Genomic DNA, 24,131 nt, shown 5'->3' on the forward strand with positions numbered 1-24,131 from the left:
TGACATAATGTACATTATCGAACAACGACGAGCCGGTCAGAACAGCGGCTCCTGACAGCTGTTGTCCTATCCGCGCCGAGGTGGCGGCGTCCAGATCAAAGTGGCGGATGATCTGGCGACGTCCAGATTTAGTCGGCGGGTCATTCAAGGGCCCTGTCCGGTCCCAGTGAAGTTGGCGGGTTCTCAGCACCAGGTCGCAGCTTGATCGACTGACACGACCATTGAGACCGGACACGTGGCGTTGTCCGAACTCTATGAGGTTGGCGGGTTCTCGGGCAGTTGGAGGGCTTCCCGACGGACTCTCATGCACGGTGGCGGCCGGGGCTCTCGGATCCTCCAGGAACGCCCGGCCGCCGCCCGGCGCTGCGCCGAACGTATCCATGGCACGATCGAACAGCCGAACGTCGCACGCTGCCACTCGACGAATCACGCGTCATTCTGACCCGCCAAACGCCAAGATCGCGGGCTGTGAGCGTGCACGGGCCTTCGCCGTGCCAGCTTCGATCTCGGAACCATAACGGATGACCTCGATCGATTGGTCTCGGGTCTGGCCGCCGAGCTGTCTGCGACATAATCCGGCCCATGCGGGGGAGAACGAAGTGGACCGGGCTCGGCGCGATAGTGGTAGTGCTAGGCCTCGCGGCGGCGGGCGCGTGGCGGTACGAGGAGCACGTCCACCGTCAGCCGGACTGGCAGATCCACCACACGGCGGTGCCCGACGCGGCAAAGAAGGTCGACGATGTGCTCGCCCAGTTCGAACGCGACCACCTCTACAAGGCCGACGACTACCTGCACTCGGCCGGCCAGCACCCCGACGTCCAGGTCCTCTCGGTTACCGGGCAGACCCACTGGCAGACCGGCGTGACCCTGATACTGAAGGTGACGGGTCACGGTATGGCGCGCGGCTTCGATCACGTGGTGCTCCAGCAGGGCGACGTGCCGATCTGCTTCCGCCTGCAGATAGGCCCGAAGAAGGACAGCCGCGACGACGACATCGACTGCCCGGCGGGAGCGCCGCTGTCGGTTCCCAAAGACCCGTCCCTGCAGGGCGTCGACGAGCGCCTCCAGAGCGCGCTGAACCCCGTCGGCCCGAACGAGGCCGCCGTCCGCTCCGCGGTGGCCGGACTGAAACTCGACCCGGCCATCCATCAGGATTTCGCCGTTCAGGACGGCATTGTCGGGGTGGCGCTGCGCGCCAGTCAGTACGATTGCGTCGTCGCTCGCGTCGCTGCCCCAGGGGACGTGACACTCTGGCGGCCGTCGCACACCCAGCTGGCCCCGGGCGAGTTGGGCTGCTCCGCCGGGCTGGCATTGAGCAGCGAGTTCAACACCTCCCCGCACTGAGAACTCAGCCGGCGCACTTGATCTGCCGCGTCCGGTGCGCGGTGGCCGGTCCAGCCAGTCACGATGCGTATCGCTTGTAGGGCGCCAGTGTGCGCTCACTGTCCGAGCTGGTCGATACCGTCGATCCGGCGTGGCCTGAAGTCGAGGCGGCTGTGGCCGCCGCGCCTAACCCGGTCGTCGTCCTCGCCGCCGACTCGCGGCGGGCCGACGCGGAGCTCGGGTTGTTGCAGGTGACGACGCGGTCGTGGTTGGGGGCGGTGGTCCACCGCAGCGGCGGCCTGGTGCTCGATCATGGATGGCTGCGCGTCTTGGGGTCGGGCAATGACGAACGTCGCCTGGTCAGTCTGAGCCAAGTCCACGGCAGCGTTGCTGGCAAGCTACATGTCGAGTGCCAGTTCGGCGCCATGATCAGCCGACATGATTGTTGAGACCGGACGGGCCCGCTGGCCGTCACACCGATCTTCCTGCACGCCGCGTACGCGGTGACGGTGTCGTCACCGACGGTCCACAGCGTGCCGTGCCCGTCGAGGTGGATGTCATGTACGCCGGGCGCCGGGCGGTCGCGCCCGGCCACGGACAGGACGCCGTCGGCGACGAGCAGGCCGTCGCCGGTGGGGTGCTCGGCGACGGTCCGCAGGCGCGGGTCGAGGTGGCGGGCCGTCCCGGTCTCGACGTCGTAGGCGAGCCAGCCGCCGGGGACGGGCCACAGCGGGCCGTCGCCGGCGGCGCTGTGGGGCAGTTCGGCGAGCAGGCGGGGACGCACGGACGGACGCGATAGACGGAGGAACGATGCTGTACACGGTGCCGTCGCCCGGGCCGGGCAGGGTCAGCGTGATGGCCAAGCCGCGAGCCGGCGACTGGCTCGGCGACGACCTGGCGCGCCTGGCCGCGGCCGGCGTGGGCGTGCTGGTCAGCCTGCTGACCCCGGCGGAGGTCGCCGAGACCGGCCTCGACGGTGAACCCGCGGCGGCCCGGGCGGCCGGGCTGCGGTTTCTGCACGCGCCGGTCCCGGACCGGTCCGTGCCCGATGCGCGGTTTTCCGCGGCGGTACTGCCGGTGCTCGACGCCTGCTACGGGGCCGGACAACACCTGGTGGTGCACTGCCGGTTCGGGATCGGCCGCTCGGCGGCGGTCGCCGCGGCGGTGCTCGTGCGGGCCGGCGGCGATCCGGCCCGGGTGTGGGCGGACATCGCGGCGGTGCGCGGGGTGCCGGTCCCGGACGTCGACGCGCAGCGCCGCTGGGTGGAGAAATTCGTCACCTAGTGTCGCGAAACCCGGCGCGTTCGGGCCCGATCCGCGCAGGTCGGCACGAATATTCACCTGGCCGGGTGATGCGACGCTATGTGAGCGGCGTATGCGGCCGGTACCCTGTGCGTATGCGTGAGATGCGCAAGGAACGGGTCACGGTGACGATGCCCGCCGATGACGCCGCAGCGGTGCGGCGGTTCGTGGACGCGGGCGGCGCGGAATCGGTGTCGGCGTACGTCGCCGAGGCGGTGCGGGGCCGGCTGGCCCGGGACCGGGCGCTGCTGACGCTGAACGAGCTGTATGCGCAGCGCGGGGTACGGCTGGATCCGGAGCACCACGCGTGGGCGCGCGAGGTGCTGGGGGTGGCGCCCGCGAGCGGGCCGGTGTCGTGAGCGCGGTCGGGGGACGAATTCTGGACAGCTCGGCCATCCTCGGGTTCGTGGCCGGCAAGCCGTACAGCTCGGCGATCGTGTGGCATGCCGTGGACCAGGGGGTGGTTCTCGCCGTACCGGCGGCGGCCCTGGCCGAGGCGTGGGCGCAGACGTCGCCGAAGGACTACGACGTGTTGAAGGTGCTGCTGAGCCTGCCGGTGGTGGTCGTGGACGACCTGACCGCGGCGGACGCGGTGGACAGCGGGGCGCTGTTCGCCGGTGAGGGCGGTCCGTCCCTGGTCGCGGCGGCCCACGTGGTACGGCGGGCGCAGGCGCGACCGGGCTGGGCGATCGTCACGGACCGGGCGGAGATGCTGCGGACCCTCGACCCGCAGGCGGAGATCGACGAGCTGCCCTGATCAAAATGCGTAGCGCGCAGACCCTCGGCTTTAGCCGTGGGATTAGCGCGTCAACTCCGTACAGCCATCAGATAGCACAATGCGGTGTGCTGTCCGTGTGTCCGTTACGCTGCGGTCGAACGGCAACATCGTCTTCCAGTGCGCCTTCCACGTGGTGTGGTGCCCGGAACACCGGCGGCGGGTGCTGGGGGCCGGATCGAGGAACGGCTCAAGCAGCTCGTCCGCGAGGTGGTGGAGGAGAAGGGGGCGTGACTGGTGGCCTTGGAGGTCCTGCTGGCAGAGTTCCGGTCGCTGCGTTTGCGGCTGCCGACGCTGTGGACCGGCTCGTACTTCGTGGCGAGCACCGGCGGTGCCGCGCTGGCGGGGCTCGAGCGGTACGTCGAGCAGCAGCAGGGCCGCTGAGTGCTGACCGGCCGCCGCTACCTGCTCGCATTCACCGACGAACAGGTCGTCTACGCCGAGCGGGTTGGTGCGATCTGCCGGGCGGTGTGGAACACGGCGCTGGAGCAGCGACGCGAGTACCGGCGGCGTGGCGCGTTCATCTCCTACGTGGAGCAAGCCCGGCAGATGGCCGAGGCGAAGCAGGACCCGGCCTGCCAGTGGCTGGCCGATGCCCCGTCCCACTGCCCGCAGCAGACCCTGCGTGACCTGGATCGAGCATGCCGGAGACATGGGACGTGGAAGGTGCGGTGGAAGTCGAAGACGCGGACCGCGCCGTCGTTTCGGTTTCCTGACCCTGGCCAGATCACGGTGCGGCGCCTGAACCGCCGCTGGGGTGAGGTTCGACTGCCGAAGTTCGGGCGGGTCCGGTTCGCTGGACACGGCCGCTGGGCGGCGCGATCCGCAACGCCACCGTCTCCCGCGACGGCGGGCGCTGGTACATCTCGTTCTGCGTCGAGGACGCCGTGGCCGAGGCCGCCCCGAACGGCAAGCGGCCGGTCGGGGCGGACCGGGGTGTGGCGGTCGCGGTCGCCACCTCCGACGGCGGACTGTACGACAGGGTGTTCGCCAGCCCTGGCGAGACGGCGCGGCTGAAGCGGTTGCAGCAACGCCTGTCCCGGTCTCTATGTGTCCACGGCCGTAACCGTCGCTCCAAGCGCCGTGATGTGGTCCGCGCCCGGCTCGGCCGGTTGCATGCCCGTATCCGGTCGCGGCGGGCCGACTTCGCCGCGCAGACCGCCGTGCGACTCGTGCGTGACCACGGCCTGGTCGCGGTCGAGGACCTGCGGGTGAGGAACATGACGGTCAGCGCCAGCGGCACCGCCGACCGGCCCGGCCGTAACGTGCGGGCCAAGGCCGGCCTGAACCGGGCCATCCTGGACAAGGGCTGGGGCGGGCTCCTGCTCGCCCTCGAACACGCGGCCCGCTACCACGGGGCGACCGTGGTCAAGGTCAATCCCGCGTTCACGTCGCAGACCTGCAACGCCTGTGGGCATGTCGCCCGGGAGTCCCGCGAGAGCCAAGCGGTCTTCCGGTGCGTCGCCTGCGGGCATGAGGCACACGCCGACGTGAACGCGGCGAAGAACATTCTGGCCGCCGGGCTGGCGGTCACCGGGCGTGGAGACCTCGCCGCTGGGCGGTCCGTGAAGCGCCAACCACCCGAACGGCTCGCGGCGTGCACGCGCCTCAGCCACGGGAATCCCCACCTGTAGGCGTGGGGGAGGAAGTCAACACGTACGGTGTGTCGCACTCGGAAAATGTCATAGGTGGCTGGTATGACTGTTCCGACACATGTTCGAATGATGGGTTGGAGGGTGCGATGGTTGCCGCGCAGACCGCGGCCAAGGGCTTGTCGACGGTGGATCTGGAGCAGATCCGGGACACCCTCGCGGCCGGCCGGAAACCAAAGGTCGTGTTCACCGAGCAGGCCGGGCAGATCGCCGGGCAACTGGGGCAGGTCGTCGCGCTGACCGACCCGGAGCTGTCCGACGAGTGGGTCGTGGTCCGGTTCGGCCGCGACGAGCTGCCCTTCTCCCCCGACGACCTGGCGATCGCGCCGAAGGCCGCACCGGCCAAGCGCGCCCCCGCCGTTCCCGCACCTCGTGAGGAGAGCCCCGTGCCAGCCCCTTCCGTCACCGCCGACACCGCGACCAGCGACGTCCCCGTCAAGCCCGACTCCCCCACCGCCTCCGCGGCCCCCAGCGCACCGCCGGCGGCCCCCGAGCCGCCCGCGAAGCCCGCGGCCCCGGCGCCCAAGCCCGAAGCGCCCGGCGCCGACCCGGACGCGAGGACGCCCGGCAAGCCGGCGGCGAAGAAGGCCGCCCCGAAGCCGAAGGCCCCGGCGGGCCTGACGGTCACCCTGGCCTACGCCGACGGCGAGTGGACGGTGGCGGCCAACCAGGGCCCGAAGGCCCTCGCCAAGCCGTATGTCATCAAGGCCGGCGAGGCCCTGAAGATGGTCGCGATGCTCGACGTGCCGGGCGTGCACGAGGCGGTCGAGGAGATCGTCGCCGCGGCCCGCGCCGAGGCCGAGACCCAGGCGGAGCGCCTGCGCGCCGAACTGGCCGAGATCGAGGCGAGGCTGGCGGAGCTGCGCGAGACCGAGTAACGGGCCCGAGAAGCCGATCGTCCGGTCGCCGGCCGCCCAGGCCGCACACCGGGCGACCGGCGCGGCCGGGCCACACCCAGGGCTACCGGCGACGGACAGCAATCGATCGTCCGGTCGCCGGCCGCTCGGGCCGCACACCGGGTCCGGGCGACCGGCGACGGACAGCGGCGGCCATGCGACCGCAGGAACGCCGGGCCACGGCCGCCTCACGCACGGCGCGACGACCCCGGCCGGGCCGGGCGATCCGCTGCCGGGCTGGGCGATGCGCTGGCGATTGACGGCCTCGGCTCGGCCGGAGTGTCTCGTTGACGGACGAGTCCCACCGAGTCGCTTCGATCTGGTTGTGCCGGGGTCTGGCCGACGTGCTCGACTCGGCTGGGTCCGGCCGGGCGAGATCGCCGACCGCCAGCACCGGCCGTGGGGCGGCTGGCACAGACCAGCCGCCGGGGCGGTTGCGCGGTTTGGCGGCGGCGTTACCGTTCCAAGGTCGGCTTCCCCTGGGCCGTCCGGATCGGCGCACCCAGTGTGTCGGCCGATACGATGCGACGCTGCACGGCGGGCACCACGGATTCGTCCGCCCGGCGGCGCCACCCGAGGCTAGAAACGGATATGCAGCACGTGAGCGATGGGGAGCCAGACGGCGGGCAGCAGGCCGACGATGCAGCGATCACCGTGACCGGATCTCCTGTCGCGCCCCGGCTGCGGGCGCCGCTCGACGCCGCCGGCCCGGCTTCCATCGTGCCATCGGAGGTCGGCTCCTCCCCCGGCGCGACGCCGGGAAAGCCCTCCGGTGAGGCGCCGGGACGGCCATCCGGTTCAGCGCCAGCAGCGCCGCCATCCGGTGCGACGCCGGGAGAGCTGTTCAGTCCAGCGCCGGCAGAGCAATCCGGGGCGGTGCCAGGAGAGCCGTCCGGTGCGGGTCCGGGAGGGTCCCTCGGGGCGGGTCCGGCCGGAGACCCGGGGGCAGGACTGCGGCAGTCCCCCGCCGTGGATCCCGCGGCGTCGCCCGGGGCCGGGACGGCGGCGTCCACCGATGGGGACGCCGTGGTGGTGGGATGGCGGGTGCCGCGCACGTGGCGGGTGCTGCTCGCGCTCGCGCGGATCGTCGTCATGCCCGTCGCTCGGCTGCGGGTCACCGGGGGCGTGCCGGAGGCGCTTCGCGGCGGGCCGGTCATCTTTGCCGTCAACCATATCGGGCCGTTCGATCCTGTCGCGATGACGGCGGCGTGCCGGGCGGCCCGGCTCGCGCCGCGGTTGATGGCGACCGGTGGGTTGTTCCGGGCGCCGGTGGTCGGGGCGGTGATGCGGGCGGCGGGGCACATCCGGGTCAACCGGCGGCAGGCGGACGTGGCCGCGGCCGTCGACGACGTGACCGCGGCGCTGGCGGGTGGGGCGCACGTGCTCGGGTACCCGGAGGGGCGCATCACGCTCGACCCGGGGATGTGGCCGGAGCGGGGCAAGACGGGGCTGGCCCGGGTGGCGCTCGCGACCGGGGCGCCGGTCGTCGCGGTCGCGCAGTGGGGTGCACACGAGGTCGCGGCGTGGGGCGGGTTCGGGCCGACGGTGCGCACGCTGTGCCGGGCGCTGGTGCGCCGGCCCGTGGTGCGGGTGCATTTCGGGGCGCCGGTCGACCTGTCCGGGATCGACCCGGCGGTGGCCGGGGCGGCGCAGCGGGCCACGGACCGGATCATCGACGCGATCACGGCCGAGCTGCGGCCGTTGCGGGCCGACGAGCCGCGGCTGCCGCGGTACATCGATCCGGTCCGGCCGCTGAGCGTCCAGCGCCGCCATCGTCCCGCGGCCTGAGCCCGCCTCACCAAACCGTGAAGAGCGACCATCACGCGAGAAGCCAGGTCCGGGCGGCGATGGCCGGGCCTGCGAGCCGCGGCGACCGGCCAGCATGTTCGTCCTCGACATCCTCCAGCGCGGCGCGATGGCCTTGAGACGCCGATGCAGGCCGGCGACCCGGCGGGATGGCCTGCGTATCGTTGCCCACGCCCGCACCAAGCCCGACGTCGAGCCGGCTTGGCCGTGCCGTACCCTCCCCTGGATCTTGGATGAGCTCATGGGGAGGTCATGATGTCGGCTCGTGCGTCAGCCGGTGTGTTCCTGGTGCTTGCCATGCTTGGCACGGGCGGCTGCGGCAGCGACGCGGCCGGTGCCGAACCGTCCTCGCCGCCGGCGTCGGCGAGCGCCGCGGCCGATGCGCCTTCTCCGGACCCTTCGCCGTCGCCGACGGTGGACAAGGCGGCGTTGCAGGACAAGGCCAAGGCGGCGGCGATCGGCGAGACCCAGATGAAGCCGATCGGCGTCTCCGTCGCGCCGAGGACCCAGGAGGCCGGCGACTTCGGCCTCGCCCCCGTATGCGGCCAGCGGCTCGCCGTCGACGCCGAGGCACACGGCAGCTACCGGCGCGTATGGAGCGACCAGGGCTGGTGGATCCAGAACACCGTTGTCGCCTACACCGACTCCTCCGGACTCAGCGCCGTCTCCCAGGCCAAGGGCGCCATGGAAGCGTGCAAGACCTACCCCGCGGACGACGAGGAGAACACCGTCCTCGGTCCGGTGCAGCTGCCGTCGTACCCCGGGATCGACTCCAGCTACGCCTACTGCCTCAACACCAAGCGCCAGAGCACCACGTATATCAACTGCGTGGCGTTCCTGGCCAAGGGCAATATCGTCTCGACCGTCTGGGTCATCCACGGCGGCACCCAGAAGACCAACTCGGCGGGCGTCATCGGTGTCGGCTCGGTCGCCGCGGAGGCGCTGACCAAGTCGGCGGCCCAGTAGTCGTCAGCTCGCCCTTCGGCGCTGCGCGGGGCGCGCGACGCGGATCGCCCGGTTTCTCCGGTCGCTCCGCGAGAGCGGAGGGACGGTCAGGCGCCCTCGCGGCGCATGCGCAGGTAGGCCAGGACCGCCTCGCGGGTGGTGCGCACGCCCAGGACCTCGCGGGCCTCGGCGATGCGGCGGTTCGCGGTGCGCAGCGACAGGAACTCCGCCGCGGCGGCGGCCGCGATGGTCTCGCCGCCGGCGAGGCGTTCGAGCAGGGCGCGCTGCTCCGGGGCCAGGACCGGGCCGCTGGCGTCCTCGGCGGGGTCGGTGCCGAGGTCCGCGTCGGGGTCGGTGGCGACGGGGCCGATGCGGGCCAGGTCGGCGAGGAGGGCGCGGCCGATCTCGCCGGCGGCGTCGCTGATGGCGACGATGCCGGCGCCGCGGGCGGCGGCCAGCAGGGCCAGTTCGGCGGTGTCGGCGTCGGTGACCCGGCCGAACAGGGCGAGTCTGGCCTCGGAGACGTCCCAGGCCTGGTCGGTGAGGGCGAAGCCTTCCCGGGTCGTCCAGCCGGCCCGGGCGAGCCTGCGCAGCACGGCGGTGGCATCGGCGCCGGTCGCCACGACGTACCGCGGTGCGAGTGCCGGATCTCCCGCCATCAGCGGCCCATCGGTGAAGACATGCGCCCACCATGCGATGAAGGTGCCGTCCGGCACAAGAGCACGGTTTTGCTCACCCAAGTTCCTCGATGGCCAGGGCGGCGGCCTCGGTGCGGGTCCGGGCGCCGAGCTTGCGCATGCCGGAGCGGATGTGCGTCTCCACCGTCTCCCGGGAGATGCCCAGCTGGCCGGCGATGCGCCGGGTCGGCTCGCCGTTGGCGACCAGCCGCAGCACGTCGCGCTCGCGGTCGGTGAGCTCGTCGCCGGCGCGGCGGCCGCGGGTGTCGCGGCGGATCGAGTGCCGGCGCAGGGCCCGGCGGGCCCGGCCGAGCAGCACGACCAGGCCGGCCTCCTCGGCGAGGCGCTCGGCCTGCAGCAGCGGCGGCACCGCCAGCTGGGCGCCGTCCTCGAGCAGGCCCTGGGCGAGCAGGCAGCGGACCTCCTCGCGGCGGGCGAGCTGGTGCCAGGCGGCCGCGGCCTCGGCGAAGCGGTCGGGAGCCTTCCACGCTTCCAGGGTGGCCTGGACCGGCGCGAGGGGTCCACCGGCGAAACCCTCAGCACCGGCGGAACCGTCGGCATCGACAGTGCCGTCGGCGTCGGCGGAGCCGTCGAGCCCGGAGGCGGCGACCCCGGCGTCGTAGGCGGCCCAGCGGGCGGTGATGCGGCGCAGCCCGTCGACGAGCGGCGAGGAGGCCGCGGCGTCGAGGTCGCGGGCCGGGTCGTAAGCCTGGTCGGGGCGCCCGTCGAGCCAGGCCGCCTCGCGGGTCACCCAGTCGAGGACCGGGCCGGCGGACGCGGGCCGGTTCTGCAGCGCCTCCAGGCGGGCGCGGGCCGGGGCGAGCAGGCCGCCGTCGGCTTCGGCGAGGCTGGCGGCGGCCACGGCGTAGCCGCGGGCCAGGGCGGGCAGGGTCCGGTCGGCGAGGTCCCCGGCGCGGCGGACGACCTCGTCGATCTCGTCGCCGCGCAGCGCGTCGCACCACAGCTGGGCGGCCAGGAACCGGGTCTGCCAGCTGTAGGCGAGGTCGCCGGCGCAGGCGGCGGCGGCCGCGGCGGCGGCCTGGGCGGCCTCGGTGAGGCGGGCGTCGGCGGTGAGGGTCTCCACCAGCAGCCACGCCGACCAGCGGGCGGCGAGCGCGTCGCCGGCCTGGCCGGCGGCGGACGCGGCGGAGGCCAGGCCGTACTCCCAGCCGGGCCGGCGGGTGCCGGCCCGCACGGCGGCGATCGCGGCGCGTAGCCCCGGGTGGGCGGGCGCGTCGCCGTGGACCTTGAGCAGTTCCTCGGCGCGGGCCAGCGCCCCGCCGGGGTCGGTGGTGAGCATGGACAGCAGCCGGATGCGGTCCCGGCCGCCGACGATCTCGGCCGGGGCGTCGTCGGGCACGGCGGCGACCGCGGCCGCGGCGGCGACCGGGCTGCCCTGCTGCAGCAGGGCCTCGCCGCGCAGCACGGCGCCGACGGGGTCGGTGGTGGCCGGGTCGATGACGCGCAGGCAGGAGCCGGGCCGGCCGGCGGCGAGGGCGGCGCGGGCGGCGGCGACGCGGACCTCGGGCTCGGCGTCGACGCCGGGCAGGTCGCAGGCCAGCAGCAGCAGCTCGGCGCGGTCGCCGGAGGACTCGGCGGCCGCGGCGGCGGTCACCGCGACCCGGTAGGCCTCGGCGGCGGCGCCGGCCGCGGCGAGGTGCCGGGCGGCCTCGCGGGGCGGTACGAGGGTGGCGAGGCGGCGGTGCAGGGCGGCGCGCTCGGCGGTGTCGAGCAGGCCGGCGGCGACCTCGGCGGTGTACGGGGAGACGGGCGCGGCGACGCCGTCGGTGAGCTCGACGAGGCCGGTCTCGACCAGCTCGGTGAGGCCCTCGCCGAGCACGGTCGCGGTGACCGGCCGGCCGAGCAGGCCGAGTGCGGCCATGGCGGTGCGGGCCGGGCGGGTCAGGTCGGCCAGGGCGCCGGCGACGGTGTAGGCCAGGCCCTTGTCGAGGCCGTCTCCGCCGTCGCGGGGCGTGCCGCCCTGGGCGACGTGCTTGGCCAGGGCCGTCACCGCGAGGGGTACCCCGCCGGCGCGGCGGACCAGGTCGGCCACGACGGCGGTGGACGCCGACGGGGCCAGCTGCCGCACCAGCGCGGCGGCGGCGTCGGGGGGCATCGGCGGCATCGACAGCCACGCGCCGGCCTGGGCGGCCGCGGCGCGCAGGGCGCGTTCGGCGTCGCCCGGAAGGCGGTGCGGTGTCCGCAATGTGACGACTATCCGACAGTGTTCGGCGATGGCGGGGAGGGCGGCGATCGTCAGCGGATCCGCCCACTGGAGGTCATCGACAAGCAGCAGTCCGTGACGGACGCGGGAGCGGACGGCCTCGGCCAGCAGCGGTGCCTCGTGTGACGGCAGTCGCACCCGCACCGCGCGCGACAGCGGCAGGGCCGGCACGCCGCGCAGCATCGCCAGGGCGCCGCCGCTGAACACCGGGCCCCGGAAGGACTCCCCGAGGCGCTTGAGCACGCTCGTGCGGCCCGTCCCCGGCGCGCCGGCGATGACCACCAGACCGGGGTTACGCAGGGCGTCCACCGCCGCGGCGATCAGCTCGGCGGGCGGCCACGCCGCGGCAGGAACGCTCGCCCGGCCGACCACCGCCGACCCGGCCGCCGAGACGGCGGCGGGCTCATCAGTCGGTGCCTCAGGCACGGGTCGCCTCCATTCCTGGCACGAACATGGGATCCTGCGCGCGCAGGATATTCGTAATGTGTGTGCCGTACGTGCGGGACATGACGGTACTGATTGCACCCAGGAGCGAATAATGAGCGAGGTCCACCCCTTGGACACCCGAGGGTACGTCGGCATTGTGGCTGAACCCACCGGCCTCGCGCAGTCGGTGATCAGTCTGTGCGCGACGTCGAAGCGGAGCTGACCCCGTGGCTCCAGGACCGCTGAGCTCCCGTGTGGCCGACCTGTGCGCCGAGGTCGGCAACCGTCTCGGTGGCGCCGCCCAGGCCCAGGTCGTCGACGTGCGGCGGCGCCTCGGCGAGCCGCTGCGGGTCGCGATCGCCGGCCGGCTCAAGTCCGGCAAGTCGACCCTCGTCAACGCGCTCATCGGGCGGCGGGTCGCGCCGACCGAGGTCGGCGAGTGCACGCGCATCGTCACCCAGTTCCGCTACGGCACGTCCGACCGTGTCGACGTGGTCAAGCGCAACGGCGCCCGGGTCAGCCTCCCGCTGGACGAGGCCGGGATGATCCCGCAGCGGCTCGGCGTCGCCCGCCACGAGGTCGCCTACGTCGACGTCACGCTCACCAGCGACCACCTGCGCGACCTGACCGTTGTGGACACCCCCGGCCTGTCCAGCGCCAACACGTCCGTGTCCGACCAGGCGCGGCGGTTCCTGTTCTCCGAGGCGCCGATCGACGACGACCTGGACTCCGACTCCGCCGGGGCGCTGTCCGGCGCCGAGGCCATCATCTACGTGTTCACCCAGTCGGTGCGCGAGGACGACGTGCAGGCCCTCGAGGCGTTCCGGTCGATCTCGGCCCGGCTGTCGAGCAACCCGATCAACTCCCTCGGCCTGTTCAACAAGGTGGACAAGCTCGCCGGCGGCGGGCAGGACCCGTGGCCGATCGTCGCGCCGCTGGCCGCCGACCAGTCCAAGGTGCTGCGCCGGGTCGTCTCCGACGTCGTGCCGGTCGTCGGGCTGCTGGCCGAGACGACCGAGGCCGGGCGGCTCACCGCCGCCGACTGCGAGGCGCTGCGCCAGCTCGCCGCCCTGCCGCAGGGCGAGCGGACCGTGCTGCTGGCCTCCGTCGACCTGTTCACCACCCGCGAGTGCGCGGTGATCCGCGAGTCGCGGGAGCGGCTGCTGCGGCTGCTGGACCTCTACGGCATCAGCTTCGCCATCGCCCAGCTGGTCGCCAAGCCGACGCTGGCCACCGGCGAGCTGGTCCGGATGCTGTTCCAGGCCTCAGGGTTCCCGCGGCTGCGCCAGACCCTCGACCACGCGTTCCGGTGGCGCACCGACGCCATCAAGGCCGGGTGGGCGCTGTCGAGCCTGGAGAAGATCGCCAGCCACGCCGAGCGGCCCCACGACCGGGAGCTGCTGCGCGACGCCATCGAGCGGGTGCTGCAGCAGCCCGAGTCGCACCGGCTGCGGCTGCTGGAGGTCGCGCAGCTGGTCACCACCGGCGCGGTCGACCTGCCCGACCAGATGGAGGGCGAGCTGACCCGCCTGGCGCTGTCCAACGACCCCGGCTGGATCCTCAACCTGCCGGCCTCCGACCGCGACCAGATGGTCCGCGCCGCGCTGGACGCCGCGACCCGCTGGCGCGCCTACGCCGTGGCCGGCGCCAGCCCCTCGCAGTCGCGGGTTGCGCTCGTCGCGCACCGTGGTTTCTACCTGCTGTCCCAGCGCATCCGCGGCGGGGGGCAGGGACATGCCCGTTAACAGCCGAACCACCAGCCCAGCCAATAGCCGAGGCCCCCACCCCCAGGAGCCGAAGATGTCCTCCAACAGCCTGCGTCTCGTCGCGATCGCCGTCGCGCTGATCATCGCGGTGCTCACCGGCGCGGCGACCGGCCTGATCGGCGGCGAGCCGGACTGCCCGGCGGCGTCGGTCGCCGCGCCGCCCGCGACGCACGCGGCCACCGAGCCGGCCAGGAGCGGCACGCCCGACCAGCCGGACAGCGTCCAGACGCAGGCCCAGACGATCAAGACGGCGCCGTGCACGGCCCGGGAGACGTTCGGGGTCAAGCCGGCGCTCGTCGCGTTCGTCGGCACCCTGTTCGTCGGCGCGGCCCTGCTGCTGCTGTTGCTGCTGGCCTCCCGCGGCGCCACCGCCCCGGTTTCCGCGCCGCCCGGCCGCGGCGGGGGCCGCGATACTCAAGCCGACGCCGACCGGCGGGCGCTGGTCCAGGCCACGATCTACGTGCGGGACCGGGTCACCAGCAAGGCCCTCGGCGATCGGCTCGGCGCCGCGCTGCACGAGGCCGGCGTCACCACCCTCGAACCGACCGGGGTGCGCTTCGACCCGGCCCACCACGAGGCCGGCGGCACCACCCCGACCAACGACCCAAGCCTCAGCGGGCAGATCTCCGGCGTGGAGGTCCCCGGCTACCTCGACCGCGACGGGCGGGTCCTGCGGGCCCCGATCGTGACGGTGTTCCAGGCCGCCCGCAACGCCGGCGGCGCCACCGGCGCCCACCCGACCGTCCACACGACCCAGCAGCCGCGCAGAGAGCAGCCACGATGACCACGACCCCCAACGCACCCGCCGGGCAGCAGGCGCCGAAGAAGCCCGCCGACGCCACGGCCGCCCTGGGCAAGCTGCTCAAGGCCGGCGTCGAGGGCAGCCTCGCCTACCTGCGCAAGATCGACCCGGACGCAGCCGCCGACATCGACACCGAGCGGCGCCGCGACGTCCAGCGGCCGCGCATCGTCGTGGTCGGCGAGACCAAGCGCGGCAAGAGCTCGCTGACCAACATGCTCATCGGCGTGCCCAACCTGTCCCCGGTCGATGCGGCCGTGGCCACCGCCTCCTACCTGGAGTTCCAGCACAACCCGCAGCACGGCGCCCGCGCCTACATCCCCGGCCGCGAGGACCCCGTCCCGCTCGGCCTCGGCGACCTGCGCGACTGGGGCACCGTGCTGGGCCGCCTGCCCGACGGGATGCGCCCGCCGCGGCGCATCGAGGTGCAGCACTCCGCGCCACTGCTGCAGTACCTGACGCTCATCGACACGCCCGGCACCGGCGGCCTGGACTCGATGCACGCCGAGGTCGCCATGGACGCGGTCGAGAGGGCCACGGCGCTGCTGTTCGTCGTCGACTCATCGAGCCCGTTCTCCAAGCCGGAGATGAACTTCCTCATCGAGGCCAGCAAGAAGGTCAACTTCGTGCTGTTCGCGCTGACCAAGATCGACGCCTACCCCGGCTGGCGCAAGATCCTCGACGACAACAAGGGCCAGCTGCAGACCCACGCGCCCCGGTTCGCCTCCGCGCCCTGGTATCCGGTGTCGGCCCGGCTGGCCGAGCTGGCGATGCAGATGCCGAAGGACGCCGCCGGCGAGCTGATCCGCGAGTCGCGCATCGCCGAGCTCCAGCACGCCCTCATCGAGCTGGCTTCCAAGGGCCACCTGCTGCAGCAGGCCAACGTGCTGCGCAGTGTGCGCTCGGAGTACATCCGCTTCGACCAGGAGCTGGGCGACCGGATGAAGGCGACCGACCCCGACCCGGCCGACGCCGAACGGGCCAAGGAGGAGCGTGCGCAGGTCGCCACCCGCAAGCGCACCGAGTCCCGCCAGTGGTCCCTGGCGCTGTCCACGGAGACCCAGCGGGCCCGCGTCGAGGCCACCACGCGGCTGCGCAACTACGTGACGCAGCTGCAGGAACAGTTCATGGAGAAGATCGACAAGGGCGGCCGCAGCGACATGCAGGAGCTGCCCGCGGAGCTGGACAAGGCGCTGTACGCGCTGAGCGTCCGGCTGTCGCACGACCTCGAGTTCCGCTTCCGCAAGGTCGGCGAGCGGGTCCTGGCGCAGGTGTTCAGCCCCCACGAGCTGCAGCACGTGCTGCGCGGGCTCAACGCCCGGCTGCGCCACGCCCTGGGCACCAAGCCGCGCCGCGAACAGTCCGGTGACGGCGCGATGGTCGTCATGTCCTCGGCCGGTATGGCGATGATGGCCGCCCGCGTCCCCAGCATGATCGGCGGCGCCAGCGCACTCGGCGCGATCGGGCTGGCCGGTGGGATCGTCCTGCCCGTCGTCGGCGTCGGTCTCGGCCTCGCCGCCGGCGCCTACATGATCTTCAAGCGGAAGAGCATGGCCGACAAGGTCCAGGCCCGCACCTGGCTGCGGGAGGTCCTCGGCGAGGCCCGTGCCGCCCTGTCCGACGAGATCATGCACCGGTTCACCGACCTGCAGTACGCGCTGACGCTCGCCCTCGACGAGGCGATCGAGCGGCGCCTCAAGCAGCTCGACGCCCACATCGCGAACATCGACAAGTCGCTGGCGGAGGACAAGGCCGAACGCGCCAAGCGCAAGGCCGCGTTGAACACCGAACGAGAGGGCCTGCGCGCCCGCATCAAACAGGTCGACGAGGTGCTCGTGCGCATCCGCGCGCTCACCCCGGGCGCGCCTGCCGATGCGGCCGAAGCGCCGGCCGAGGCGTAGGGGGTTGACGTTCCATGGACGGGCACTGGGAATGGTCTGACGGCGGCGACGACGCCGACACCGCGGACCTGTCCGGCGACACCGGGCACGACCTGCACGGTGGCTTCGCCGAGGACTACGGCGCCGACTTCGCAGACGGGCACCTGCATGCCGAATTCGGCGCCGAGGACCACGACCTCGGCGGCGGGCACCTCGACGCCCAGCACGGCGGCGACGACCTCGACGAGCCGCTGGGCACCGAGCACGCCGCCGCGGAGTACGACCAGGCCCTGCACGACTCGACGGACCCGCACGACCCCGGCTACGACGAGGGCGACCACCCCGGCGACCAGCAGCACCACGAGGACCTGCAGGCCCACGACGACCACGGCCATGATCACGCGGACCCCGGGGACCACACGGACCACGCGGGCGACCCGCACGAGGCCGCGTTCGGCACCGACCCCGACGTGCACGCCGGCGTCGACGACCCGGCCTGGCACGAGGCGCAGTTCCCCGAGGAGCTGCACCTGCAGGACCCGCCGGAGCCCGTCGACGGGTTCCCGTGGACCGACGCCGACGTCCTCGGCGGCCCCGACCACAGCCTGTCGGCCGCGTTCGACCCCGCCGTAGCCGGCCACGAGCCCGCCGAACCGGGCGGCCTGGCCGACTACGCCGGCGTCGACGTCCCGCCCGGCGCCGACCCGTGGAGCCTGCTGCTGGGCTCCGACGACCCGGCCGCCAGCAGCCTCGCCACCTTCTGGGCGCCTCAGTAAGAACGGAAAACCACAGCGGCGGCGGTACCTCACGAGGTACCGCCGCCGCTGTGGTTTTCGCTGTTCAGCTCAGGGCCTGCCACAGCAGGATCCCGAACAGCACCGCCACCAGCACCAGCACGACGACGATCACGGCGATCCAGCTACGCTCCGCCGCCTCGCCCTGCTGCGCCGGGGACTGCCGGGCCGCCTGCGGCGGGAACGGGCCGGGCCGGGCCGGCTGCGGGGCCGCCTGCACGACCGGCTGCGGCGCCGGCTGGGGCCGGAACACCGGCTGCTGCACCGGCGGCGGGGAGACCGGCGGGCGCGGCACGGGTTGCTGCACCACCGGCTGCGGTACCACCGCGGGCCGCTGCGGCACCACCGGCGGGCGCTGCACCGCCGGGGACACCGGCACCCCCGACATCGGCGCCGCCGACACCGGCGCGTGCGTCGCCGCCGGCACCGGCCGCTGCTGCGGCGGCGGGGCCACCTGCCGCGGCGTGCCCGACGTGCGGACCGGGGCGACCGCCGCGCCGATGCACAGCGCCCCCTCGACCACGACCGTCTCCGGCTGCTCCAGGGTCGTGGGCGCCACGCCCAGCTCGGTGTGGATGAGGTGCGCGGCCAGGGGGATCCGCGACGAGCCGCCGACCAGGAAGATCCCGACGAGGTCCTTGGGCTGCAGCCGGGCCTGCTCGATCGCGCGGCGCAGGCACGCCACCGTCCGCTCCAGGTACGGCTTGACGAGGGTCTCGAGCTCCTCACGGGTCAGGTGCGCGTCGATCTCCATCGACGGGAGGTGGACGTCGGTCGACGCCGTGCGCGACAGCATCTCCTTGGCCCCGCGCACGTCCTCGTACAGCATCCGGCGCAGCCGCCGGTCGGAAGCGTCCGTCGGGTTCGCCAGCGACGCCCACTTCTCGGGGTGGCTCTGCGAGTACGTCTTGCCGAGGTGCTCGATGATGGCGTGGTCGAAGTCGAGGCCGCCGATGTCGGCCACGCCGTCCTCGGCGAGGACCTCGAACCCGGACTGGGTGCGGCGCACCACGGTCGCGTCGAACGTGCCGCCGCCGAGGTCGTAGATGGCGAGGCTGCGTCCGACCGGGACCGCGGAGCCCAGCACGGCGGTGAAATACGAGGCCGCGCCGACCGGCTCGGCGATGAGCCGCGGCCGGTCGCTCAGCCCGGCCAGGCGGGCCGCCTCGACCAGCAGCGAGCGGCGCCGCTCGCCCCACCGCGCCGGGTGGGTCAGGCGCACCTCTTCCGGAGCGCCGCCCAGCTGCCGCCGTGCCTCCGCGTTCACCTGTGACAACACGTGCGCGAACAGGCGCGGCACGGGCATCGGATGCTCGCCGATGAATACCTCGCCGTCGTCGATGCGCCGCTTCGGGTTGGGCTCGAAACGGGCCGGGTCCAGCCGCGCGTTGCGCTCGGCGTCCCGGCCGACGAGGACCTTCCCGTCGGTGTTGAAGTACAGGGCAGAGGGCAGCAGGGGGGAACCGTCGAACAGCAGCGGTCGCATCCGCGCATCCGGCGTGCGGACCATCGCGACCGTGTTCGACGTGCCGAAGTCGATGCCGAGCACGCGCATGTGCGTCACCCTACCTTTGCCGTTCCACGCTCTGCGTCGGCCGTCAAGCCTGCCGTAACCCGCCGTTGCGCGAAGTTGACCGAAGATCGCTGCATACTGGCCGCGTGAGACAGCAGGTGCCCTACCTCGACACGCCAGGACCGCTGGGCTTCGCCCACCGCGGCGGGGCTGCAGCCGGTGACGAGAACACGACAGCGGCGTTCGCCCGTGCGGCCAGGCTCGGGTACAGGTACATCGAGACCGACACGCACGCCACCGCCGACGGGGTCGCGGTCGTGTTCCACGATGACACGCTCGAGCGGCTCCTGGGGCGCCCGGGTCGGATGATCGACTTACGGTGGGCGGATCTGCGGACCGAACGCGTCGGCGGCGCCGCCGCGGTGCCCCGCCTCGACGAGGTCCTCGCCGCATACCCGGACATCCGGTTCAACATCGACGCGAAGACCGACCATGCGGTACAACCGACGCTGGACGTCGTGGAGCGGCTCAAGGCGCACGAGCGGGTCCTGCTCGCCTCGTTCTCCTCCGCCCGGCTGCGCCGCATGCGCCGCCACGCCGGCCCGGCCGTGGCCACCTCGATGGGCATGCGGGAGGTCGCCGCGCTGTGGGCGGCGTTCCGGGTGGGGCGCCGCTACACCCCCGCCGAGACCGTCGTGGCGGTCCAGATCCCGCCGCGGTACGGCCGGATCCCCCTCGCCACCGAGCGGTTCGTCGACTACTGCCACCGGGCCGGGCTGCACGTACACCTGTGGACCATCGACGACCCGCACGAAATCGCCCACTTCCTCGACATCGGCGTAGATGGCATCATGACCGATCACATCGAGGTGCTGCGCGAGGTCTTCCAGGCGCGCGGCATCTGGCACTGACGCGCCCGAGGAAGGGTCCCCCGTGTCCACTGTGGATGACAGTGTGCAGGAAACGAGCCTGAGCACCCGCCGGGAGCGCACCGGTTGGTACTTCTACGACTGGGCCAACTCCGCGTTCTCCACCACCGTCATCACCGTCTTCCTCGGGCCCTACCTGACCTCCATCGCCAGGAAGGCCGCCGGCTGCGACGGCGACGCCTGCGACGGCGCCGTCATCCACCCGCTCGGCATCGCGATCGCCCCCGGCGCCCTGTTCCCCTACACGGTGTCGCTGTCGGTACTCCTCACCGTGTTCGTCCTGCCCGTCGTCGGCGCCATCGCCGACCGCTCGTCGCGCAAGAAGCAGCTGCTGGCCCTGTTCGCGTACATCGGTGCCGGCGCCACCATCGCCATGCTGTTCCTCACCGGCGACCGCTACCTGCTCGGCGCCGGGCTGTTCCTGCTGGCCAACGTCGCCTTCGGCGCGTCGGTCGTGGTGTACAACTCCTTCCTGCCGCAGATCGCCGACGAAGAGGACCGCGACCGGGTCTCCAGCTTCGGCTGGGCGTGGGGCTACCTCGGCGGCGGCCTGCTGCTGCTGTTCAACGTCATCGCCGTGCTCAAGAAGGACAGCCTCGGCCTGTCGACCGGCGAGGTCGCCCGCTACAGCATCGTCTCCGCCGGCCTGTGGTGGGCCGGGTTCACCACCATCCCGCTGCTGACCCTGCGCAACCGGCCCCCCGCCCCCGACGCCCTGGTCACCGCCGGCAACGTGCTCACCGACGGGTTCCGGCAGCTGTGGCACACGCTGAAGAGCCTCAAGGCGTACCCGCTGACGCTGTTCTTCCTCGTCGCGTACCTCATCTACAACGACGGCATCCAGACCGTCATCTCGCTGGCCAGCCAGTACGGCACCGAGGAGCTGCAGCTGTCCGACAGCGTGCTGGTGCCCACCATCCTCATGGTGCAGTTCCTCGCCTTCGCCGGCGCGCTGGCGCTGGGCCGCCTCGCCCGGGCCATCGGCGCCTGGAAGACCGTCCTGGTCAGCCTCGTGCTGTGGACCCTGGTCGTCCTCGTGGCGTTCTTCCTGCCCGCCAAGCAGGCCGTGCCGTTCGTCGTCCTCGGCGGCGCCATCGGCCTCGTCCTCGGCGGCAGCCAGGCCCTGTCCCGGTCGCTGTTCTCCCAGCTCATCCCGAAGGGCAAGGAAGGCGAGTACTTCGGCATCTACGAGATCTCCGACAAGGGCACCAGCTGGCTCGGGCCGCTGCTGTTCGGCCTCGCCTACGACCTGACCCGCAGCTACCGCGTCGCGATCGTGTCGCTGCTCGTCTTCTTCGTCGCCGGGTTCGTGGCCCTGGCCGCCGTGCCGATGCGCCGCGCCATCGAACAGGCCGGTAACACCCCGCCCGCGCGCCTATGACCGGTGGGTGTCGCCTACGTGACACCCTGCGTTACTGTTCGGTTCGTGCGATACCGGCTGCTCGGTCCGCTGGAGGTCGATGTCGCCGGCCGGCGGCTGGAGATCTCCGCGGCCCGCGACCGGATCCTGCTGGCCATGCTGCTGCTGCAGCCCAACCGGGTCGTCACGCTGCCCCGGCTCGTCGACGCCGTCTGGGGCGACGCCGCCCCCGTCACCGCCCGCGCCCAGCTGCACACCTGCGTTTCGCGGCTGCGCCGACAGCTGCCCGGCACCATCCACACCGACACCGCCGGCTACCGCGCCGTCGTCGCCGACGACGACCTCGACACCCTCGTCTTCGCCCAGCTCGTCGCCGACGGGCGGGCCGCGCTGACCGCCGGGGAGCTGGGCACCGCCCGCAAGCACCTGCGCGACGCCCTCGAGCTGTGGCGCGGCCCGGCGCTGGCCGGCGTCGACAGCCCCAGCGTCCAGGCCGCCGCCGTGGCGCTGGAGGAGCGGCACAACGCCGCCGTCGAGGACTGCATCGACGTCGAGCTGCAGCTGGGCCTGCAGGCCGAGCTGATCAGCCAGCTCACCGGCCTGACCGAGCAGCACCCGCTGCGGGAGCGGCTGCACGGCCAGCTGATGACGGCCCTGGCCCGGGTCGGGCGCACCGCCGACGCCATCACCGTCTACCTGCGCCTGGCCGAGTCCCTCGACGAACAGCTCGGCCTCGCCCCCGGCCCCGCGTTGCAGGAGCTGTACCGCGGGCTGCTGCAGCCCCAGCCCGTGGCGTCCCCGACCTCTCCGGCCGCGCCGCTGGGCCACCCCGCCCGGATCGTGCCGGTGCCGACCCCGTGGACGCTGCCCCGTGACATCGCCGACTTCTCCGGCCGCGACGCCCTCGTCGCCCGGCTCGTCACCGCCGCCCGCGCCGGCCGCGACGACCTGCCCGTCGTGCTCACCGTCGACGGCATGGCCGGCGTCGGCAAGACCAGCCTCGCCGTGCACGTCGCGCACCTCGTCGCCGACGGCTACCCCGACGGGCGGCTCTTCGTCGACCTGCACGCCCACAGCGAGCGCCCGCCCCACGCCCCGCACGACGCCATCGGACTGCTGCTGCGCCACCTCGGCATCGACCCCGAACGCATCCCGGCCGACCCCGACGAGCGCGTCGCCCGCTGGCGCAGCGAGCTCGCCCACCGCCGGATGCTCGTCGTGCTCGACAACGCCGCCGACCCCGCCCAGGTCACCCCGCTGCTGCCCGGCGCCTCCGCCAGCCTCGTCATCATCACCAGCCGGCGGCGCCTCGGCGGCCTCGACGGCGCGCACTCCGTCTCCCTCGACGTGCTCGACGACACCGACGCCGCCCGGTTCGTCGCCACCGTCGTCGGCGCCCGGGCCGCCGCCGACCCGCACGCCACCGCCGAGGTCGTCCGGCTGTGCGGCGGGCTGCCGCTGGCGCTGCGGCTGGCCGCCGCCCGGCTGGCGCACCGGCCGTCGTGGAGCGTCGCCGACCTCGCCGAACGGCTGCGCCGGGCCAACCCTGCCCCGATCGACCTCACCGTCGACGGCCGGTCCCCGCATGCCGCGTTCGACCTGTCGTACCGCCAGCTGGACGAGCCCGCCCGGCGCATGTTCCGGCTCACCGGCCTGCACCCGTCCGGGGAGTTCGCGGTCCGCGTCGCCGCAGCCCTCGCCGACCTGCCCATCCGCGACACCGACGAGCTGCTCGGCCGGCTCGTCGACGCGCACCTGCTCATCGAGCCCGTCGCCGGCCGGTTCCGGCTGCACGACCTGCTGCGCGAATACGCCGCCGAGCTCACCGCCGACGACCCCGAGCGCGACGCCGCGACCGAGCGGATGCTCGACTTCTACCTGCAGTCCACGGCCGCCGCCACCCGCCGGTGGGAGCAGAACCGCCACCGCGGCGCGATCGACACCGGCGAGGTGCTGCCGTCGGTGCCGCGCTTCACCGACATGGCCGGCACCCGCCGCTGGCTCGACCTGGAGACCGGCAACCTCATCGGGGTCACCCTGCTCGCCGACCGGCTCGGCCGGCACCGGCACACCTGCCTGCTCACCCGGGCCCTGTGGAGTTACCTGTTCCGCAACTCGATGAACGACGTGTCCATCGACCTGCACCGCCGCGCCCTGGCCGCCGCGGAGGCCATCGGCGACGCCGACCTCGTCGCGATGACCCACAACTACCTCGCCTCCGCCTACGCCCGCGCCGGCCACCAGGACGAGGCCGCCCGGCACCTCAACTCCATCGTCGAACACCCGGTGTGGGGGCCGCGGGCCCAGAGCAACCTCGCCGCGGTGTATCAGTTCTCCGGGCGGCTCACCGAAGCCCTGGAGCTCCTGGAACGCTCGATGTCGGCGATCTACGCCAACGAGGCGGCGCTGTTCGGCGTCCAGTGGACGTGCCTGTCGACGATCCTGTGGCAGCTCGGCCGCACCGAGGAGGCCCTCGCCACGGCCCGCCGCACCCACGCCGCCGGCCGGGCCAGCGGATCCGCGCAGCTGGCCATCACCGGCGCCCTCGAACTCGGCATCATCCGGCAGCGGCTCGGCCAGCACCGGCATGCGGTACTGCTGCTGCGCTGGATCCTCGGCCACTACGGCCCCGAGGTCGGGCCCGCCGTGGAGTGCGAGACCCGCAGCGTCCTCGGGCTGAGCCTGACCGCCCTCGGCTGCACCGCCGAGGGCCTCGAACTGCTGCACGCCGCCCAGCGCAACGCCGAGCACCTCGACCCGCACACCGCCTGCATGACCGCCAACAACCTCGGCGCCGGCCTGCTCGCCGCCGGCCGGGCGGAGGAGGCCAAGACCGTCCACGCCCGGGCCCTGGAGCGGGCGATGCGCATCGGCTACCGCTACGAGCAGGCCCGCGCCTACTACGGCCTCGGCGTGTGCAGCACCGACCCGCGGCTGTCCCGGCAGCGGCTGCAGGCCGCCCTCGACCTCTACGACGCGATGGGCATCACGGAACGCGACCTGGTCGCGGCCCGCCTGCGGGCCATCGACGAGACGGCCGGCAAGTAGGCTCCTACGCCGTGAC

General features: G+C 73.3%; 20 protein-coding genes and 2 pseudogenes. 19 read left to right on the top strand and 3 right to left on the bottom strand.

Going from position 1 to position 24,131, the window contains the following annotated elements; genetic code table 11:
• Positions 1 to 582 precede the first annotated feature (582 nt).
• The 12 genes and pseudogenes from ACGFI8_RS19155 to ACGFI8_RS19210 all read left to right on the top strand — a co-directional run bounded on the left by ACGFI8_RS19155 (position 583) and on the right by ACGFI8_RS19210 (position 8,720).
• Positions 583 to 1,344 carry a hypothetical protein gene (locus ACGFI8_RS19155; protein WP_392806538.1) on the top strand — a complete coding sequence of 254 codons (762 nt, stop codon included), beginning with the start codon at positions 583 to 585 and terminating at the stop codon, positions 1,342 to 1,344.
• 89 nt (positions 1,345 to 1,433) lie between these two features.
• Positions 1,434 to 1,772, top strand: coding sequence for a DUF2625 family protein (locus ACGFI8_RS19160; protein WP_392806540.1), 339 nt, complete (start codon positions 1,434 to 1,436; stop codon positions 1,770 to 1,772).
• A gap of 110 nt (positions 1,773 to 1,882) precedes the next feature.
• On the top strand, positions 1,883 to 2,122 hold the full coding sequence (locus ACGFI8_RS19165; protein WP_392806541.1) for a hypothetical protein: 240 nt from the start codon (positions 1,883 to 1,885) through the stop codon (positions 2,120 to 2,122).
• Between the two features lie 11 nt (positions 2,123 to 2,133).
• Positions 2,134 to 2,607 carry a tyrosine protein phosphatase gene (locus ACGFI8_RS19170; protein ID WP_392806542.1) on the top strand — a complete coding sequence of 158 codons (474 nt, stop codon included), beginning with the start codon at positions 2,134 to 2,136 and terminating at the stop codon, positions 2,605 to 2,607.
• Between the two features lie 113 nt (positions 2,608 to 2,720).
• The gene (locus ACGFI8_RS19175) at positions 2,721 to 2,984 is read left to right on the top strand and encodes a ribbon-helix-helix domain-containing protein (protein ID WP_392806543.1); all 264 of its coding nucleotides are present in this window, start codon (positions 2,721 to 2,723) and stop codon (positions 2,982 to 2,984) included.
• Positions 2,981 to 3,382, top strand: coding sequence for a hypothetical protein (locus ACGFI8_RS19180; RefSeq protein ID WP_392806545.1), 402 nt, complete (start codon positions 2,981 to 2,983; stop codon positions 3,380 to 3,382). Before ACGFI8_RS19175 ends, ACGFI8_RS19180 begins: the two co-directional genes overlap by 4 nt.
• Positions 3,383 to 3,479: 97 nt before the next feature.
• A pseudogene (locus ACGFI8_RS19185) lies at positions 3,480 to 3,784 on the top strand (transposase).
• A pseudogene (locus tag ACGFI8_RS19190) lies at positions 3,785 to 3,901 on the top strand (helix-turn-helix domain-containing protein); the annotation flags it as partial. It abuts the pseudogene before it with no gap.
• A 320-nt stretch (positions 3,902 to 4,221) separates the two neighbouring features.
• Positions 4,222 to 5,034: an RNA-guided endonuclease InsQ/TnpB family protein gene (locus ACGFI8_RS19195; protein ID WP_392806900.1), complete on the top strand. Its 813-nt coding sequence runs from the start codon at positions 4,222 to 4,224 to the stop codon at positions 5,032 to 5,034.
• A 107-nt stretch (positions 5,035 to 5,141) separates the two neighbouring features.
• Positions 5,142 to 5,930 (top strand): hypothetical protein, encoded by a 789-nt coding sequence (locus ACGFI8_RS19200; protein WP_392806547.1) that lies wholly within the window; start codon positions 5,142 to 5,144, stop codon positions 5,928 to 5,930.
• A 1,110-nt stretch (positions 5,931 to 7,040) separates the two neighbouring features.
• Positions 7,041 to 7,736: a lysophospholipid acyltransferase family protein gene (locus ACGFI8_RS19205; protein ID WP_392806901.1), complete on the top strand. Its 696-nt coding sequence runs from the start codon at positions 7,041 to 7,043 to the stop codon at positions 7,734 to 7,736.
• Positions 7,737 to 8,051: 315 nt separating this feature from the next.
• Positions 8,052 to 8,720, top strand: a complete 669-nt coding sequence (locus tag ACGFI8_RS19210; RefSeq protein WP_392806548.1) for a hypothetical protein — start codon at positions 8,052 to 8,054, stop codon at positions 8,718 to 8,720.
• An 86-nt stretch (positions 8,721 to 8,806) separates the two neighbouring features.
• On the opposite strand, the gene ACGFI8_RS19215 is transcribed toward ACGFI8_RS19210, so the two are convergent.
• On the bottom strand, positions 8,807 to 9,415 hold the full coding sequence (locus ACGFI8_RS19215; RefSeq protein WP_392806550.1) for a helix-turn-helix transcriptional regulator: 609 nt from the start codon (positions 9,413 to 9,415) through the stop codon (positions 8,807 to 8,809).
• 16 nt (positions 9,416 to 9,431) lie between these two features.
• A complete protein-coding gene (locus ACGFI8_RS19220; RefSeq protein ID WP_392806552.1) occupies positions 9,432 to 12,026 on the bottom strand; it encodes a LuxR C-terminal-related transcriptional regulator in 2,595 nt (864 codons plus the stop codon).
• Positions 12,027 to 12,253: 227 nt separating this feature from the next.
• On the opposite strand from ACGFI8_RS19220, the gene ACGFI8_RS19225 reads away from it, so the two are divergent.
• The 4 genes from ACGFI8_RS19225 to ACGFI8_RS19240 are packed head-to-tail and all read left to right on the top strand — an operon-like array spanning position 12,254 to position 17,247.
• On the top strand, positions 12,254 to 13,771 hold the full coding sequence (locus ACGFI8_RS19225) for a dynamin family protein (RefSeq protein ID WP_392806553.1): 1,518 nt from the start codon (positions 12,254 to 12,256) through the stop codon (positions 13,769 to 13,771).
• Between the two features lie 55 nt (positions 13,772 to 13,826).
• Positions 13,827 to 14,576 carry a nucleotide exchange factor GrpE gene (gene grpE, locus ACGFI8_RS19230; protein WP_392806555.1) on the top strand — a complete coding sequence of 250 codons (750 nt, stop codon included), beginning with the start codon at positions 13,827 to 13,829 and terminating at the stop codon, positions 14,574 to 14,576.
• Positions 14,573 to 16,492: a dynamin family protein gene (locus ACGFI8_RS19235; protein ID WP_392806556.1), complete on the top strand. Its 1,920-nt coding sequence runs from the start codon at positions 14,573 to 14,575 to the stop codon at positions 16,490 to 16,492. The genes grpE and ACGFI8_RS19235 overlap by 4 nt, the downstream gene beginning before the upstream one ends.
• Before the next feature lie 14 nt (positions 16,493 to 16,506).
• The gene (locus tag ACGFI8_RS19240; protein WP_392806558.1) at positions 16,507 to 17,247 is read left to right on the top strand and encodes a hypothetical protein; all 741 of its coding nucleotides are present in this window, start codon (positions 16,507 to 16,509) and stop codon (positions 17,245 to 17,247) included.
• A gap of 64 nt (positions 17,248 to 17,311) precedes the next feature.
• On the opposite strand, the gene ACGFI8_RS19245 is transcribed toward ACGFI8_RS19240, so the two are convergent.
• A complete protein-coding gene (locus ACGFI8_RS19245; RefSeq protein WP_392806560.1) occupies positions 17,312 to 18,820 on the bottom strand; it encodes an Hsp70 family protein in 1,509 nt (502 codons plus the stop codon).
• A 104-nt stretch (positions 18,821 to 18,924) separates the two neighbouring features.
• Between ACGFI8_RS19245 and ACGFI8_RS19250 the strand changes: the two genes are divergently transcribed.
• From ACGFI8_RS19250 to ACGFI8_RS19260, 3 genes are read left to right on the top strand one after another with little or no spacing between them, the layout of a single operon-like run.
• Positions 18,925 to 19,689, top strand: a complete 765-nt coding sequence (locus ACGFI8_RS19250) for a glycerophosphodiester phosphodiesterase family protein (RefSeq protein WP_392806561.1) — start codon at positions 18,925 to 18,927, stop codon at positions 19,687 to 19,689.
• Positions 19,690 to 19,711: 22 nt separating this feature from the next.
• Complete coding sequence (locus ACGFI8_RS19255) at positions 19,712 to 21,088, top strand: MFS transporter (protein WP_392806563.1); 1,377 nt, start codon at positions 19,712 to 19,714, stop codon at positions 21,086 to 21,088.
• 45 nt (positions 21,089 to 21,133) lie between these two features.
• Positions 21,134 to 24,115, top strand: coding sequence for a BTAD domain-containing putative transcriptional regulator (locus tag ACGFI8_RS19260; RefSeq protein ID WP_392806565.1), 2,982 nt, complete (start codon positions 21,134 to 21,136; stop codon positions 24,113 to 24,115).
• Positions 24,116 to 24,131: the final 16 nt, after the last annotated feature.

It is taken from the genome of Dactylosporangium sp. NPDC048998, assembly GCF_043197855.1.
GTDB lineage: Bacteria > Actinomycetota > Actinomycetes > Mycobacteriales > Micromonosporaceae > Dactylosporangium.

Bases quoted from the DNA above. Each gene is read 5' to 3' on its own strand.
- ACGFI8_RS19155 (WP_392806538.1), top strand. From the start codon at position 583: ATGCGGGGGAGAACGAAGTGGACCGGGCTCGGCGCGATAGTGGTAGTG.
- ACGFI8_RS19165 (WP_392806541.1), top strand. From the start codon at position 1,883: ATGTACGCCGGGCGCCGGGCGGTCGCGCCCGGCCACGGACAGGACGCC.
- ACGFI8_RS19170 (WP_392806542.1), top strand. From the start codon at position 2,134: ATGCTGTACACGGTGCCGTCGCCCGGGCCGGGCAGGGTCAGCGTGATG.
- ACGFI8_RS19175 (WP_392806543.1), top strand. From the start codon at position 2,721: ATGCGTGAGATGCGCAAGGAACGGGTCACGGTGACGATGCCCGCCGAT.
- ACGFI8_RS19200 (WP_392806547.1), top strand. From the start codon at position 5,142: ATGGTTGCCGCGCAGACCGCGGCCAAGGGCTTGTCGACGGTGGATCTG.
- ACGFI8_RS19205 (WP_392806901.1), top strand. From the start codon at position 7,041: ATGCCCGTCGCTCGGCTGCGGGTCACCGGGGGCGTGCCGGAGGCGCTT.
- ACGFI8_RS19210 (WP_392806548.1), top strand. From the start codon at position 8,052: ATGCTTGGCACGGGCGGCTGCGGCAGCGACGCGGCCGGTGCCGAACCG.
- grpE (WP_392806555.1), top strand. From the start codon at position 13,827: ATGTCCTCCAACAGCCTGCGTCTCGTCGCGATCGCCGTCGCGCTGATC.
- ACGFI8_RS19235 (WP_392806556.1), top strand. From the start codon at position 14,573: ATGACCACGACCCCCAACGCACCCGCCGGGCAGCAGGCGCCGAAGAAG.
- ACGFI8_RS19240 (WP_392806558.1), top strand. From the start codon at position 16,507: ATGGACGGGCACTGGGAATGGTCTGACGGCGGCGACGACGCCGACACC.
- ACGFI8_RS19245 (WP_392806560.1), bottom strand. From the start codon at position 18,820: ATGCGCGTGCTCGGCATCGACTTCGGCACGTCGAACACGGTCGCGATG.